General features: G+C 72.3%; 26 protein-coding genes. 4 read left to right on the top strand and 22 right to left on the bottom strand.

The window, feature by feature from the left end; translation table 11 throughout:
• Nucleotides 1-22: 22 nt before the first annotated feature.
• The 20 genes from ACPC54_RS17870 to ACPC54_RS17775 form a co-directional block, all read right to left on the bottom strand.
• Complete coding sequence (locus ACPC54_RS17870; protein ID WP_498965755.1) at nucleotides 23-637, bottom strand: hypothetical protein; 615 nt, start codon at nucleotides 635-637, stop codon at nucleotides 23-25.
• Nucleotides 638-672: 35 nt separating this feature from the next.
• On the bottom strand, nucleotides 673-954 hold the full coding sequence (locus tag ACPC54_RS17865; protein ID WP_498965754.1) for a response regulator transcription factor: 282 nt from the start codon (nucleotides 952-954) through the stop codon (nucleotides 673-675).
• A 37-nt stretch (nucleotides 955-991) separates the two neighbouring features.
• Nucleotides 992-1,186, bottom strand: coding sequence for a hypothetical protein (locus ACPC54_RS17860; RefSeq protein ID WP_498965753.1), 195 nt, complete (start codon nucleotides 1,184-1,186; stop codon nucleotides 992-994).
• Nucleotides 1,183-1,389 (bottom strand): LuxR C-terminal-related transcriptional regulator, encoded by a 207-nt coding sequence (locus ACPC54_RS17855; protein ID WP_498965752.1) that lies wholly within the window; start codon nucleotides 1,387-1,389, stop codon nucleotides 1,183-1,185. The genes ACPC54_RS17860 and ACPC54_RS17855 overlap by 4 nt, the downstream gene beginning before the upstream one ends.
• A gap of 63 nt (nucleotides 1,390-1,452) precedes the next feature.
• Complete coding sequence (locus tag ACPC54_RS17850) at nucleotides 1,453-2,028, bottom strand: hypothetical protein (protein WP_498965751.1); 576 nt, start codon at nucleotides 2,026-2,028, stop codon at nucleotides 1,453-1,455.
• A 5-nt stretch (nucleotides 2,029-2,033) separates the two neighbouring features.
• A complete protein-coding gene (locus ACPC54_RS17845; protein ID WP_498965750.1) occupies nucleotides 2,034-2,339 on the bottom strand; it encodes a hypothetical protein in 306 nt (101 codons plus the stop codon).
• A 92-nt stretch (nucleotides 2,340-2,431) separates the two neighbouring features.
• On the bottom strand, nucleotides 2,432-2,722 hold the full coding sequence (locus tag ACPC54_RS17840; RefSeq protein ID WP_498965749.1) for a hypothetical protein: 291 nt from the start codon (nucleotides 2,720-2,722) through the stop codon (nucleotides 2,432-2,434).
• Nucleotides 2,719-3,006: a hypothetical protein gene (locus ACPC54_RS17835; RefSeq protein ID WP_498965748.1), complete on the bottom strand. Its 288-nt coding sequence runs from the start codon at nucleotides 3,004-3,006 to the stop codon at nucleotides 2,719-2,721. Before ACPC54_RS17835 ends, ACPC54_RS17840 begins: the two co-directional genes overlap by 4 nt.
• Nucleotides 3,003-3,224: a hypothetical protein gene (locus ACPC54_RS17830; RefSeq protein ID WP_498965747.1), complete on the bottom strand. Its 222-nt coding sequence runs from the start codon at nucleotides 3,222-3,224 to the stop codon at nucleotides 3,003-3,005. The genes ACPC54_RS17835 and ACPC54_RS17830 overlap by 4 nt, the downstream gene beginning before the upstream one ends.
• Nucleotides 3,224-3,466 (bottom strand): hypothetical protein, encoded by a 243-nt coding sequence (locus ACPC54_RS17825; RefSeq protein WP_498965746.1) that lies wholly within the window; start codon nucleotides 3,464-3,466, stop codon nucleotides 3,224-3,226. Before ACPC54_RS17825 ends, ACPC54_RS17830 begins: the two co-directional genes overlap by 1 nt.
• A gap of 10 nt (nucleotides 3,467-3,476) precedes the next feature.
• Nucleotides 3,477-3,770 (bottom strand): hypothetical protein, encoded by a 294-nt coding sequence (locus tag ACPC54_RS17820; RefSeq protein ID WP_498965745.1) that lies wholly within the window; start codon nucleotides 3,768-3,770, stop codon nucleotides 3,477-3,479.
• A 14-nt stretch (nucleotides 3,771-3,784) separates the two neighbouring features.
• Nucleotides 3,785-4,492, bottom strand: a complete 708-nt coding sequence (locus tag ACPC54_RS17815; RefSeq protein WP_498965744.1) for a hypothetical protein — start codon at nucleotides 4,490-4,492, stop codon at nucleotides 3,785-3,787.
• On the bottom strand, nucleotides 4,489-5,439 hold the full coding sequence (locus tag ACPC54_RS17810) for a mucin-2 (protein WP_498965743.1): 951 nt from the start codon (nucleotides 5,437-5,439) through the stop codon (nucleotides 4,489-4,491). The genes ACPC54_RS17815 and ACPC54_RS17810 overlap by 4 nt, the downstream gene beginning before the upstream one ends.
• Before the next feature lie 100 nt (nucleotides 5,440-5,539).
• Nucleotides 5,540-5,746: a hypothetical protein gene (locus tag ACPC54_RS17805; RefSeq protein WP_498965742.1), complete on the bottom strand. Its 207-nt coding sequence runs from the start codon at nucleotides 5,744-5,746 to the stop codon at nucleotides 5,540-5,542.
• Between the two features lie 17 nt (nucleotides 5,747-5,763).
• Nucleotides 5,764-6,144, bottom strand: coding sequence for a hypothetical protein (locus ACPC54_RS17800; RefSeq protein WP_498965741.1), 381 nt, complete (start codon nucleotides 6,142-6,144; stop codon nucleotides 5,764-5,766).
• Nucleotides 6,141-6,296: a hypothetical protein gene (locus ACPC54_RS17795; protein WP_498965740.1), complete on the bottom strand. Its 156-nt coding sequence runs from the start codon at nucleotides 6,294-6,296 to the stop codon at nucleotides 6,141-6,143. The genes ACPC54_RS17800 and ACPC54_RS17795 overlap by 4 nt, the downstream gene beginning before the upstream one ends.
• The gene (locus ACPC54_RS17790) at nucleotides 6,296-6,868 is read right to left on the bottom strand and encodes a hypothetical protein (RefSeq protein WP_498965739.1); all 573 of its coding nucleotides are present in this window, start codon (nucleotides 6,866-6,868) and stop codon (nucleotides 6,296-6,298) included. Before ACPC54_RS17790 ends, ACPC54_RS17795 begins: the two co-directional genes overlap by 1 nt.
• A gap of 103 nt (nucleotides 6,869-6,971) precedes the next feature.
• Nucleotides 6,972-7,418 (bottom strand): hypothetical protein, encoded by a 447-nt coding sequence (locus ACPC54_RS17785; protein WP_498965738.1) that lies wholly within the window; start codon nucleotides 7,416-7,418, stop codon nucleotides 6,972-6,974.
• A 94-nt stretch (nucleotides 7,419-7,512) separates the two neighbouring features.
• Nucleotides 7,513-7,788 carry a helix-turn-helix transcriptional regulator gene (locus ACPC54_RS17780; protein WP_498965737.1) on the bottom strand — a complete coding sequence of 92 codons (276 nt, stop codon included), beginning with the start codon at nucleotides 7,786-7,788 and terminating at the stop codon, nucleotides 7,513-7,515.
• A gap of 16 nt (nucleotides 7,789-7,804) precedes the next feature.
• Entirely contained in the window at nucleotides 7,805-8,044 is a 240-nt protein-coding gene (locus ACPC54_RS17775) for a helix-turn-helix domain-containing protein (protein WP_498965736.1), read from the bottom strand.
• Nucleotides 8,045-8,176: 132 nt separating this feature from the next.
• Here ACPC54_RS17775 and ACPC54_RS17770 point away from each other — a divergent pair, with 132 nt between their 5' ends.
• The 4 genes from ACPC54_RS17770 (at nucleotide 8,177) to ACPC54_RS17755 (ending at nucleotide 11,788) form a co-directional block, all read left to right on the top strand.
• Nucleotides 8,177-8,749, top strand: coding sequence for a helix-turn-helix transcriptional regulator (locus ACPC54_RS17770; protein WP_498965856.1), 573 nt, complete (start codon nucleotides 8,177-8,179; stop codon nucleotides 8,747-8,749).
• 122 nt (nucleotides 8,750-8,871) lie between these two features.
• Complete coding sequence (locus tag ACPC54_RS17765) at nucleotides 8,872-9,309, top strand: ImmA/IrrE family metallo-endopeptidase (RefSeq protein ID WP_498965735.1); 438 nt, start codon at nucleotides 8,872-8,874, stop codon at nucleotides 9,307-9,309.
• A complete protein-coding gene (locus ACPC54_RS17760; protein WP_498965734.1) occupies nucleotides 9,279-10,739 on the top strand; it encodes a tyrosine-type recombinase/integrase in 1,461 nt (486 codons plus the stop codon). Before ACPC54_RS17765 ends, ACPC54_RS17760 begins: the two co-directional genes overlap by 31 nt.
• A 227-nt stretch (nucleotides 10,740-10,966) precedes the next feature.
• Entirely contained in the window at nucleotides 10,967-11,788 is an 822-nt protein-coding gene (locus ACPC54_RS17755; protein WP_498965733.1) for a serine/threonine kinase C-terminal domain-containing protein, read from the top strand.
• Nucleotides 11,789-11,838: 50 nt separating this feature from the next.
• Here the strand turns inward: ACPC54_RS17755 and ACPC54_RS17750 are convergent, their stop codons facing one another.
• Entirely contained in the window at nucleotides 11,839-12,252 is a 414-nt protein-coding gene (locus tag ACPC54_RS17750) for a DUF6210 family protein (RefSeq protein WP_498965732.1), read from the bottom strand.
• A gap of 64 nt (nucleotides 12,253-12,316) precedes the next feature.
• Nucleotides 12,317-12,778: a nuclear transport factor 2 family protein gene (locus ACPC54_RS17745; RefSeq protein WP_498965731.1), complete on the bottom strand. Its 462-nt coding sequence runs from the start codon at nucleotides 12,776-12,778 to the stop codon at nucleotides 12,317-12,319.
• Nucleotides 12,779-12,841: the final 63 nt, after the last annotated feature.

Raw genomic sequence — 12,841 nt, 5'->3', positions numbered from 1 at the left:
GGGTGAGCGCCCTCACAGGTGGTCAGGCGGCTTCGTTGATGGCGAGGTACTGGTCGATGCGGCGCTCGTACTCGTCCGGCCGCAGGACGGCCCAGCAGCTGTCGTTGCTGCAGCGGATGTCGTCGCCGTCGAGCTGGGAGAGGGACAAGAGTCCGCAGCGGGGGCACGGCAGCTGGATGGCGCGTTGGCGGGGGCGGATGGCGGCGAGGCCGTCGAGGGTGCGCCAGGCGTCGTGGATTTCGACGGCGTACTCGTCAGCCCACATCTGCTGGACGGCCCAGGCGAGGGTGTCGCGGCGGCCCAGGTAGTCGGCGAGGGCGCCGATGTTGCCGGAGCGCGGGGTGCCGAGCTGGGGGTGCTCCTCGACGTGCACCCGGGCCCAGGCGGTGAGGGTGCCGGCGAGGGGGGTCTGGCCGTCCTGGTCGCCGTGGGGGTCGTGGACGTCGCCGGGGGCGGCGGGGCCGAGGTAGCTGGCGACGTCGAGGCGGAGGGGGGTGGGTGCGGTGCGGGTGGCGCCGGAGACGCGGGCGCCGCGGCGGCTGGCGCCGGGCTGGATGGAGAGCTGGGCGTAGGTGGCGAGCTGGGGCATCTCGGCGAGTTCGCGGGCGAGGCGGCTGCCGATGGCGAAGTCGAGCATCACGGTCTCCGAGGTCAGGCAGGTGGTGACGGGTGTCAGCGGGGCTGTGCGGGCGCGGGACCGGGCCGGACCGGTCCGGCGCTGGTCTTGGGTGCGGCGAGGGCGAGTTGGCCGGTGCGGTAGGCGAGGACGATGGCCTGGGGGATGGTGCGGGCGCCGAGTTTGGTGCGGGCGCGGACGACGCGGCTGGCGATGGTGGAGATGGTGACGCCGAGTTGGGTGGCGATTTCGCGGGCTGTGTGGCCGTCCGCGTAGAGGGCGAGGGTGTCGGTCTCCAGGTCGGTGAGACGGTCACCGCGGGTGGCGGTTCGGGTCATCTCTGGGGCTCGCGCTGCGGGCCGGGGGTGGGCAGGGTCACCATGTGGTGTCCTCCTGTTCGTGCAGGTCGTGGTCGAGGGGGTTGACGATGGCCCAGAACTCGCGGTCGGTGCGGTCGCGTTCGGCGAGTGCGGCTGCGGCGGTGGCGAGGTCGCGGGCGATGGTGCGGAGCCAGAGCAGGGCGAGCAGGGCGGCGGGTCCGCAGGTGGCGAGGACGATCCAGGCGGTCACTGGGGCTCCTCGACGGCCGGCTGGTTGGCGAGTTGGATGGCGTGGTCGAGGCTGCGGGCCCCGAGGGCGCGGACGGCCCGGGCGACCGCGTTGCGCACGTCGCGCTCGGTGGTGTTGAGAGCGCGGGCGATCTCGTAGTCCTTGAGGCCCTGAGCGCGGTAGCGGAGGGCGTCGGCTTCGCGCGGCGTGAGGGGCCGGGTCACGGTGGTCTCCTCGGGGTGGGGCCGCCCGTGGGTGCGGGCGGCGTTGACGGGCGTCAGGGGGCGTCAGCAGCCCTCGGGGTCGACGAGCTGGAGGCCGAGGGCTTCGCGGTATTCGTCGTCGAGGAAGAGGGCGACGGGCCGGCCGTCGTCGGTGAGGCAGCAGACGATGGTGTCGTCGCCGGGGATGCTCGGGTTGGGGTGGATGACGGTGCGGTCCCAGCGGACGGCGATGGGGTCGCCGGTGGGCCCGCTGCTGGTCGTGGTGTGGGTGACGAGGGCGCGGATCTCCTTCGCGTCCATGCGGACCATGTCGGCGGATCCGGGGCCGATGCCGGACGTGGGCCCGTAGTAGGCGGCGACCTTGGCCTCGACCTCGTCGGCGGTGCGGTCGAGGTGGTCGGCGGCCTCGGCGAACGCGGTGTTGCGGGCGGCGGCCAGGTCGGCGCGGAGCCGGTCGATCTCGGAGTCGCGGGCGTCCAGCTCGGGCTGCACCACGGCCAGCACCCACTCGGTGATGGAGTCGGCCCACTCGCCGATGCGCTCGCGGCCGGGTTGGTCGTGGAGTTCGGCGTCCTGGAGGCCGATGAGCATGGCGGGTCGGATGGCCGCGTCGATGCGTTCCCGGAGGCTGGGCGGCATGTCGGTCACCGGGCACCGCCAGCGGTGCGGTCGCGGACGATGCGGGCGGCGGCCGCGAGCCCGAGGCGGCGGCCGCGCATGGCCGAGATGTGGGGGTACTCGGCGAGGTTGTGCTCGATCGCGGCGTCGATCTCGGTGGCGACGTGCTCGCGTTCCTCGGCGAGGGCGTCGTCGATCAGCCCTTCCAGGCGGGCGCGGGCGTCGGTGTGGTGGCCGGCGTGGTGGTCGTCGCCGAGGAGTTCGGCGAGGAGGGCGTTTCGAGCGGTGGTCGGCGTCCCGTAGGTGTCGCCGTCGTCGTAGATGCCGGGCATGTGGGTCTCCGTGGTGGGTGTGCGTGGCGGGGGCGTGGACGGGTGTTCGGGCGCCGGGTGGCCCTGGGGGCCGGTGTGGTGCTGTGGGGCCGTCAGGCGGGCCGCGGGCCGTCGTAGTCGAGGGCGTTCTGCCAGGGGCAGTTGCCGGCAGAGTGCTCGCCGGTGACGTCGAACGGGGCGATCCGGTCGGCGAGGCGGTCGGCGTAGTCGCTGGCCCGGTCGCGGTCGGCGATGGTGCTGTGGTGGGCGGCGCGCTCGCGGCGGAGCTCGGCCTCCAGCCGGCGGGCCTCGGCGAGCAGTTGGTCGACGACAGTGTGGGTGGGGGTCCACCGCGGGTGGTTGAGCTGGGCCTGGATGGCGTCGAGGTCGAGGGGCTGGTTCATCGGGCGTCCTCGGGGTGGTCGTAGTCGTGCAGGGCGTGGTGTGCGGCGTGGGCGACGGCGAGGCAGCGGCGCTGCTGCCTCGGGCCGAGGTGCACGGACAGCAGGGGGCCGAGGTATTCGGCAAGGTGGGCGATCCGCTCCGGGGGGAGGAACGCGGTGCACGCGTAGTCCGGGTAGGTGGCGCAGTCCTCACAGCGGCATCCGGTCTTGGTGTGGTCGGTCAGCGTGCCGCTGCAGTCCGAGCAGCGGCAGCGCGGGCACCGGTCCGGCTGGTCGACAGTCACTCGACGCCGTCTCGGGCCCACCGGGCGATCTGCTCGCCGGTCGGTTCGATCCAGTAGGTGATGCCGTGGGGGCACCGGAGGCCGTCGTTGGTGTAGGGGCCGGCGACGAGCGGGGGCTCGGTGCTGACGGTGATTTCGGTGGGCTGGTCGCCGCAGACCTTGGCCCAGCGTTCGCGGAGGTCGTTCTCGCACTGGTGGGTGAAGGCGGCCGGGGTCATCAGGCGGTCCCTTCGGTGCGCAGGTCGATGTGTCCGAGGGAGATGCCGCCGGCGTAGTCGTCGACGAGGACGACCGGTTCGCCGTGGCCGAGGTTCCAGGCGACGGAGCGGGTGCGGGTCTCCAGGCGGCGACACGTGAGGCCGGTCTGGGCGGCGTACTCGGGGCGGATGCCGGGGTAGGCGGTGACGGGTGTGCCGATCGGGTGGCGTTCGTTGAACTGCTCGGCGGTCAGGTTGCTCACCGGGGTCTCCTCAGGCGGCGGTGCGGGTGGTGTGGTGGTCGCATTCGCCGAGGAGGCACGGTTTGACGCTGGCCTGCCAGTCGGCGGGGGTGACGAGGCGGTAGCGGACGCCGCGGCGGTGGTCGCGCTCGCGTTCGCGGCGGACGGGTTCGCACCTGGCGGCGGCGGCCTCGGGGCTGGTGGCCTCGTCGCCGAGGAGGCTGCCGGTGGCGCATCCGTTGGGCTCGTAGCGGACCCACCGGCAGGCGGCCAACGGGTGGTTGACGCCGTCGAGGGTGACGGTCAGCAGCAGGGTGTCGGGCATGGCGGTGGCTCCGTTCAGGCGGCGGTGCGGGTGGTAGCAGCGGATCGGTGCTCGGCCTCGGCGCAGATGCGGGCGAGCTGCAGGTAGCTGGGCGAGCGGTTGGGCCGGCCGTCCTGGATCTCGTTGGTGCCGAGGCCGCCGTTCCAGCAGTCCGGGCGGGCGTAGGCGAGCGGCGGCTGGGTGAGCTGTTCGGCGAGGTCGGGGTAGCCGAGGACGAGGCGCTTGCGCCGCTCGCAGTCGGCCTTCGCCCGGGCGTTGTCGTCCTTGAGCATCCGGGCGAGGTCCTTCTGCTGGCGGAGCGCGCGAACGTCGTCCTCGGTGAGGTCGCGCACGCCGCGGGCCGGGGCCAGGGCGGGACCGATCGCGGCGATCGCTCCGGAGACGGATACCGCTTCGCCGGCGGCGGCGGCGCGGCGGCTGGCGACGATCTGGCGGCGGTACTCGGCCGGGTCGTCGGTGTCCGGGATCGGGTCGATGTGGTGTTCGGCGCGCCGCTTGGCGTGGGCCTTCCACTGGTCGGCGATGTCGGAGGGGCGGATCTGCCACGGGCTCTTGGCGTGGTGCTCGGCGATCGCGTTGACGGCGAACTCGAACGGGACGTCGGCGAGGGCGACAATCCACAGGGCGGTGGTGGCGATGGCCTCGTCGAGGTCGTTGGGGAGGATGCGGGAGTCGGTGAGGGCGGCCCGCTTGAGGAACGGGCCGATTTCGGCGGGGTTCACTGGGTGCCTCCGGCGGCGAATCGGGCGGCGGCCTCGGCGAGGAGGTCGCGACGCTGCTGGTTGCGGGTCAGGGGGCCTGCGGGGGCCGTGGCGGGGGTGTCGGCGTGCGGGGCGTCGGGGAGAGAGCGCCAGCCGGGGATGAAGTAGTTGGCGTTCTGCGGGCGGCGCTTGGCGCCTTGCCACTGGCCTCGGGCGTGGTCGACGAGCATCGGTACGCCGCAGCGCTGGATGAGCGCGTCGATGATCAGCCAGTTGGTGTGCTCGTCCCAGCCGACGACCATCTGCGCGTTGGTGAGCGCTTCGACGAGGGGCCGGCAGGCGGCGGGGATCCGCGGCTGCGGACCGATCGTCGGCAGCAGCTGGGCGCCGTCGCGGCTAGCTAGCTGTACCTCCGTAGGAGGTACAGGGGTATGGGTGTTGGCTTGGTTATGGGCAAGCGCAGCACCGTCAGCGGGCGTGCGATGTGACAGACCCTCCTGACCTGCGGCGCAGTCCTGAAAGTGGGGGTCTTTTCGATCTCGATTCGTTTCGTTTTCGTCGACGAAACGAGGACGATTCGAAGCGTTTTCGTCGGCGATTCGGTTCGCGTTTCGCGCGGCGCGGCTCTTCGCGGCCCTCTCCGCGGCGGCCTTCTTGTTCGCCTCGTCTTGGGCCTTCGTGGTGTTCCGGCCACCCTCGAAGAAGTCGTGGATCACGTAGTCGCCGGCGCCCGGTTGAGGGCAGCGGGGACAGTCGTGCGGTGCCTGGTGCCACAGGCCGACCTTGACGAGCTTGGCGGCCTGCGGGGTGGTGCCGTAGAGCTGGGCGACGGCGGCGGGCACGATGCCCTCGGTGAGGTGCTGGGCGGAGTAGCTGCCGGCGCGGACGAAGAGGCCGATCGCCGCGTTGCCGGCCTTCAGCCACTTGGGGTGGCTGTGGGCCTTGTCGTCGATCTTGAACCACGGCATGTGGCGGGCCTCTCAGGCAGTGCTGGTGGTGGGGGTGGTGGCCTGGGGTGGGGGACGGTGCCGCCCCACCCCAGGCGGGTGTTGGGTGCCGACGATTCGGCTACCCGCGCCGCCACGCAGGGGGCAGGGCGAGGAGGGCCTGGTCGACCTCCTCATCGATCGGGACCCCGGCGAGGTCCAGCTCGGTGAGGAGACTCAGCGCCGCCGTGATGACGGCCGGCTGCCCGCTCGACACCCCGTTGGCGACGTGGTCGACCACCGTGCGGCGCAGGATGACGAGGTCGGACTCGGGCTGCGGAGCGGGCATGACGACGGCCTCTCGGATCAGAACGGCGGTTCGGTGCTGTACTGGGGCTCGCACCAGCCGAACAGGCGGCGCGCGGCCCAGTGGGGCACCTGGATGGTCAGGACGGGTTCGTGGTAGCCGAGCCAGCAGTCGCACGGGTCCCACTCGGTGCTGGCGTACTCGCCGGTCTCGGGGTCGCCGTAGTCGCGCTCCCAGCCGCCGGTGCCGCGGCACTCGGAGCACTTCGGCCGGGGCGTGTCCTCGAGGCACAGGCGCGGCCGCGGCCAGTCGTGGAAGCGGAACCGGAGTCGGGCGCGGGGCGGCAGCGGGGCGAGGAACCATCCGGTGCCGTTCGGGCGCTGCAACTCCAACGCGGGGCGCGGGTCGTCGATGCGCACGATGCGCAGGCGGCGGATCACCGGTTGCCCTCCCGCCTGCGGGACACGTACCGGACGGCCTCCGGCGACACCTCGGCGACGCGCACCGAGCGCACCCGACGCCGGGCCCGCCAGTCCAGCCACAGCAGCAACGCGAACCCGGCCAGCGAGGCGAGGACGACGAAGACGGCCATCAGGCACCGTCCTCGGCGGCGACCGGCTCGTAGCCGTAGGCGTAGATCGGCGCCCCGGCGATCACGCCGTCGTTGAGCCCGACGACGCTGCTGACGCGGCCGGTCTCCGGGTTCGTGACCGTGTAGCCGTACGTCTCGAAGCCGAAGGCCACCGCCAGCGCCCGTACGGCGTCGTGGCTTCCCGCGACGCGGTACGGCGGGCTGGCGTGCAGGGCGCCATCCGGGCAGATCTGCCAGGTGATCGGTAGGGTGGCCAGCTCGGGCCGCTCGGTCAGCAGGGTGTGGAGCGCGGCGATCGTCGCCAGCGCGGAGGGCATGCTCATCGGCTTGATCTCCAGGCAGGTGATGGCGCGCTCGGGCGCACGGTCGGACCAGGCCGCCCGGCGGATCAGCGCGCGCTTGCTGGCCAGGGTGGTGTCGCAGTCGACGGTCAGGGCCTTGTCAGTGACGTGCTGGACGGTTCCGGTCCGCCAGACCAGGCCCCGACCGCCGAAGCCGGTGTCACGGGTGAGGAACCGGATTCGGTCACCGGCCTGGAAGTCCTGGAAGTCAGCGGGGCTGAAGTCGGTCACCGGGACCGCCTCCTCAGCGCAGTGCGGACCACGTCCGCGATCTCCTCGGCCGCCGCGACGCCGAACAGCAACGTCCAGCCAACGAACACCACCAGCAGCCAGATCACGAGGCACCGCCGTTCCAGCGGCCCCGCATCGCGGCGCGGAAGTCCTCGGCGTGCTGTCGGCGCGTGAACGACTGCGACCGCTGGCCGTCGCCCTCACGCCACCGCACCGCCCACTTCCCCGACTTGGTCCGGGAGATCGACGCAGACGGCGCCTTCGGGGCGGCCTTCGCCCGCAGCCGCTTCACCTCGGCCAGCAGCCGCTCGACCTCGTCCTCCGAGTCCGACAACGCGTCGTCCAGCACATCGATCTCGTCCAGCAGGACCAGGACCACGCGGGCGTCGTCGTCCGTCCGGTCGGCGTACCGCTCGCGCAGCTCGGCCAGGTACTCCTCGCTCGCGGCCTCGTCCTGGCCACCGTTCGCGAAGGCTGCGACGGCGGACCGGAAGGCCGCGACGGCCAAGGCCGCCGAGGTCAAGTTCGGGCGTTCGGTAGGCTTCGACATGAGGCCTACCTCCTTCCTGTTCGGGTTGATCGGTGGGCCGGGGTCGCCCCAAGGGGTCCAATCCGGGGGCGGCCCAACCCAGGTCTGAGATGGGTCAGGCGGCGAGCGGCTGGCGACGGCGCGGCCGGCGCGGCTCGGGGGCCTGACGGGTGGGGTCCAGCGCCGGGTTCGACCGGCTGTCCTGCGCCTCCTGCTCGGCGAGCCAGTCGTCGAGGGCGGTGAGGCGGTACATGACGCGTCCGCCGGCGCGGAATCCGGGCGGCCCGGACCGGCGCTCGCGGAGGCCCCGCAGGCCCTTGGTCGACCGGCCGATGTAGGCCGCGGCCTCCTCCAGGGTGAGGAGGTGCCTCTCGGGTCCAGTGGTGCTCATGACTTCCCTCCATTGCTCATTGGGAGAGATCGGCGATGTCGGTGATTTCGGCGTTCAACTCGGCGGCGATCCGTTTGACCACCTCGGGCTGAGCTCCGCGTTGCCCTCGTTCGATTCGGGACAGATGCGCAGGTGAGACACCGACCAGAGCGGCGAACCGCCGCAGGCCATAGCCCAGCTGTTCGCGCCTGTGCCGGATGTTCGGTCCGTGCGCTCTCACACCGAGAACGATATGGGGAATGATGCGCAATAGCAAGGAGCAATGAGGAATGAAGTGGAGCGAGGCCTATCACCTGGGGGAATGGCGGGAACCTGACGCGCAGTGCTGGGCAACTGTCTGCGATGCTGTTGTCTAACGTTGTCCATCAAGAGGAACTCGGGGGCCGTGATGAGTGCAGCCAGGCAGGCTGACCTCGACTGGGCCGCAGCCGGCCGAAGGATTCGGCGCGCGCGGGTCAAGAGCGGCATGACCCAAGCGGATCTCGCACTCGCTGCAGGCCTGGACCGGAAGTCGATCAGCAACTACGAGAACGGCCGGCCGCCTGCGCGGACCGACCGGGTGCCGGACGGCTACTACAAGGTCGGCGAGGTCTTCGGCTGGGGGCCCGACGAGGTCGACGACGTCCTGCGCGGCGCCACGCCCAGCGAGGAACCCCCAGCAGCGGAGGCTCCTGCAGCTGCAGCCGGATCTCCGTTGGACCTCTTTCCGAACGTCGGCCGGTTCGCCCGTGCCGCGGTTAGCGCCGGCGGCGATCCGCGGCTGCGCGACCTGCTCGAGGATGTGGCAGACCGCCTTCTGCAGTCAGTCCCCAAGGAGGCGCCGACGCGCCAGTCCGCCTACGGCCTAGCCGCGTATCGGCCGCACGGCTGGGCCGAGGGTGACCCAACCGTCCCGGACGACGACGCGGAGCGAATCCGGCAGGCGATCGAGGAGTACGAGCGGGGTCAGCACAGGTCGTAACTCCCTGGAGTACCGCGACACGCGTGACTTAACGTGGCTAAATCCTCACGCTTCCTCGCACGCATATGCCAGAATCGGTCGACCGGCATGCCTCCCACACGTCAGGACTCAGGGGGAGAGGCATGCCCGCAGTCGTCGGCATTGTCGCCGCGGCACAGTACGACCCGCACGCCGAGCTGGAGCGGATGGGCACACCCGTCGTCCGGCAGTGGCTGAGGGACACCTGGGGCGCGTGGTCCCCCGAGCACCGCGTCGTCATCCTCGCCCAGGGGCTCAGCCCGGTCGAGGAGCGGTGCGTCCTTGCACACGAGATCGAGCACATCCTGGCTGGCGACGCCGGCTGCGGCGGCGCGGCCGGCCTGCGGGCCGAACGCCTCGCCGACCTGCGAGCCGCCCGCAAGCTCATCGGGTTGTCCGACTTCTGTGCCGCCCGACAGTGGGCCACCACCCCGGCCGAGCTCGCCGCCGAGCTCGGCGTCACCGGCTGGATCCTGAAGACCCGTGCGGTCGACCTTGAGGGGGGCGCCCAGTGGCTGGGTACATCGAAGATCGCTGGCTGACCAAGAAGCCGGACCCCAAGACGGGGAAGCGCCGACGTACCGACCTCTGGGGGAAGGGGAAGCGCTACAAGGTCGCCGGCATCCCCGGGGTCCGCGCCCGCTCATTTCATGCCGCGGCCGACGCCAAGAAGTGGCTCTCTCAGGCCCAGGCCGACGAGCGCCGGGCGGAGTTCGTTGATCCCCGCGACGGCGACATCCTGCTGACCGACTACATCCAGAAGCACTTCTGGCCCGGCCGCACCGACAAGCTCACCACCTACACCGCGATGGAGAGCAAGGTCCGTCGACACATCGAGGGGCTGCCCATCGGCGAGCTGCCGCTGCGCCGGATCGATGCCGCCGCGCTGAGGGAGTGGAAGAAGCAGCTGCTCGCCCGGGTCGACACCTCCACCGCTGAGGTGATCTGGATCCACCTGAGCACCATCCTCGCCGCCGCTGTCGAGGACGGACGCCTCCTCAAGAACCCCTGCAAGGTCAACAGGTCGGTGAAGCCACCGAAGAAGACGGAAAAGAAGGCACGCGCCTGGTTGCGGGCGACAGTCGACGCGATCCGGGCCGGCCTCCAGGCCCGGTACCGCATCGCGGTCGACCTCGGCGTTGGCGCCGGCCTACGCCAGGGCGAAATCCTCGGCCTGGCCGCCGAGGACTTCGACGTCGACAAGGGCGTGATCCACGTCCGCCGCCAGCTCCGGGCCACACTGAAGGGCGAGTTCTACTTCGCCCTGCCCAAGGGCGACAAGACCCGTGATGTGCCGCTGACGCCGCGCCTCGCCGCCCGGGTCCGCGCTCACATCGAGGCGTGGCCACCGGTGGAGACGACGCTCCCGTGGTCGGACCCGGCGCCCCCGACCAGCGAGCTCGAGGCCCGGCAGCGTAAGCCGATCACCGTGCAGCTGCTGCTGACGACCAGCCAGGGGAACAGGGTCTACTACCGGACGTTCAACGACCGGTCGTGGAAGCCGGCGCTCGTCGCCGCCGGGCTGATCCACCGGATCGAGCCGGACACCCCGGAGGAGGCTGCCCGTCAGAAGCGTCTGCGTCGCTTCCGGTGGTCGGACCCACGTGAGCACGGGATGCACTGCCTTCGGCACACCTACGCCAGCGTTCAGCTCGCCGAGAGCGTGGATCCGGTGACGCTGTCGGTGTGGATGGGGCACAGCTCGCCGACGATCACGCTGGAGCGGTACGCTCACTTCATGCCGGGATCCGGCGCCCGCGGCCTCGCCGTGATGGACAGCTGGTTCGAGCCCGAGGCTCCCAGCACCCCCCAGAACGAAAATCTCCCTGGAGACTCCCTGGCGGTCGATCCGGTCCGTACGTGGCTGGTTGGAGCACAGGTCAGAGGCATGATGGTCAAGGATGCCGACATGAAGATCAAGTACAAGGAGACCTCGCGCGGCGGGCTCGCCGTCAACGTCATCGAGTGCTGATCGCGCCGTAGCAGGGCCGCGCCGGGGGCTTCCGGCGCGGCCCTGCGCTCTGCCACGGTAGTCTCCGGTCGCAGCCGGACCGGCCGGCTGGTCGGCCGGTCGTGCGAGCGTGGACTTCGGGGGGCGTGGTGGGGGATCACTGGGACGCGCAGCGGCAGCAGTGGGTGGCGACACCTCCGCCGCCGCCTCCGCCGCCGCTAGGGGCCGTCCCGCCACCGGTGGGGGCCGTGCCGCCCGCCGCTCCCCCGCCGCTGACGGCGCCGCTGCTGCGGGCGCCGACCGGGCCCCGGCCGACGCCGCCGGCCCGCACCGGCGGGCGCGGGCGGCCCGTGCTGCTGGCGGCGCTCGCCGGCGTGCTGTTCGGGGCCGTCGCGGGCGGCGGCGGGTGGTACCTGTACGTACGGCACGACGACGGCCGGCACACGACGACGGCGGCGGCGACACCGCTCGGCACGCCCCTGCCGAGCATCAGGGCCTCGGACGCCCCGCTGCCCTTCCCTCCGTTCACCTTCCCGGCCTCGCCGTCCACCGACCCGGTGCCCACGCCGTCCGCCACACCGTCAGCCACGCCGTCCGCCACGCCCACCACCGGGCTGCACACCACGCCCGTCCAGGACGCCGCCGGCTTCACCCTGCCGGTGCCGGACGGCTGGCAGCGCCGCGCCGACGGCACGTCCGTCTTCTACGACTCGCCGGACGGCAGCAGCCTGATCCAGGTGTTCTCGATGGGCGGCGACAGCCCGTACGCCCAGGCCACTTCCACGGACAGCAGCCTGTCCGCCGACCCCAACCGCTTCCCCGGCTACCGCCGCCTCCGGCTGGACCAGACTCCGGGCGGCGGCGCGGTGCTGGAGTACTCCTACGACCTGGCGGGGCACGGCGTCCGGCACACCGTCGACCAGATCGTCACCGGCCCGGACGGCCAGGCGTACGCCCTCCTGGTCGCCGGCCCCGAGACCAGCTGGCCCACTCCGCTGCGGGACGTCCAGGCGAGCCTCGTCAACGGCTTCTGCCTCGCCGGGCACTGCCCGGCCACTCCGGCCGGCTGAGCCCGACTCCGGCTGAGCCCGGCCGGAGTCGGGCTCAGCCGGAGTCGGGCTCAGTCCGAGTTGGGCCAGACCAGCACGCCGGGCCCGTCCGGCGTGAGCACCGGCACCCACGCCTCGTCGATCTCGCCGGCCCGGCTCTCGTCGACCCGCAGCCCGTGCGGCTCCTCGGCCTGCCCGTCGCACGCCCAGTAGACGACGCCCGCCACGAGCGCGCGCAGCCTGCCGTGCCGGTCGTCGGCACCGCGGGGCCCCTCGAACAGCTCGCGCAGGCCGTCCCGCGGGTCGGGGCCGCACACCGGGCGGCACACCGGGACGAGGAAGCCCTCCACCCGGCCCTGGAGGCAGGCGGTGCCGCCGTACCGGTGCCGGTAGAACACCCCGGTCCCGGCCTCGACCACCACGTGGAGCCCGCCGCTCCGCGCCAGGCCGTCCGGATCGAGGGACACGAAACGCCGAAAGCCCATGGGCGGCAGTCTTCCCGACCACCGCCCATGGGCTCAACGGCTTTGCCGGCCCCGGGCCCCCGGGTCAGGCCTGCTCCGCCAACTTCGCGGCCACGGCGGCGAGTCGGCCGGTGCCGGCGGCCACGCCGAGGCCGTCCATGTAGTCGCGGACGTGCACGATCCGGCCGCCCCGGGCCCGGAGGACCAGCAGGCCGGGGAACGCGAACGGCCTGCCCGTCCCGGCGATCGTGCCGTGCACCACCTGCTCGACCACGACCACCTCCGGATCGCTGCCCGGGTGCGCGGCCACCTCGCGGATCTCCGTGACCCGCGCCGGGCTCGCCCCCCACGCGGCCCGGTACCCGGCCCGCACCTCCTCCCGGCCGCGGTAGGCCTCGGGCATGCCGGGGAAGAGGAACGGGAACTCGTGCACGGCGTCCTCGGCGTAGAGGTCGGCGAGCGCGTCCGCGTCCATGTCGAGCATCGCCTGCCGGTAGCGCGCCAGCAGCTCGAACGGGCTGGCGCCGGACAGAGGTTGAGTGGTCATCATGCCAGCCTAGGGCGCACCGGAATCCGTTCGCACGACTCCCCTGCCCGCACCGGAAGTCGG

Source organism: Kitasatospora sp. NPDC094028 (assembly GCF_049543595.1).
Classification (GTDB): Bacteria; Actinomycetota; Actinomycetes; order Streptomycetales; family Streptomycetaceae; genus Kitasatospora.
The sequence above is the reverse complement of the archived record's forward strand: the minus strand, read 5'-3'. Positions and strand labels throughout refer to the sequence as shown.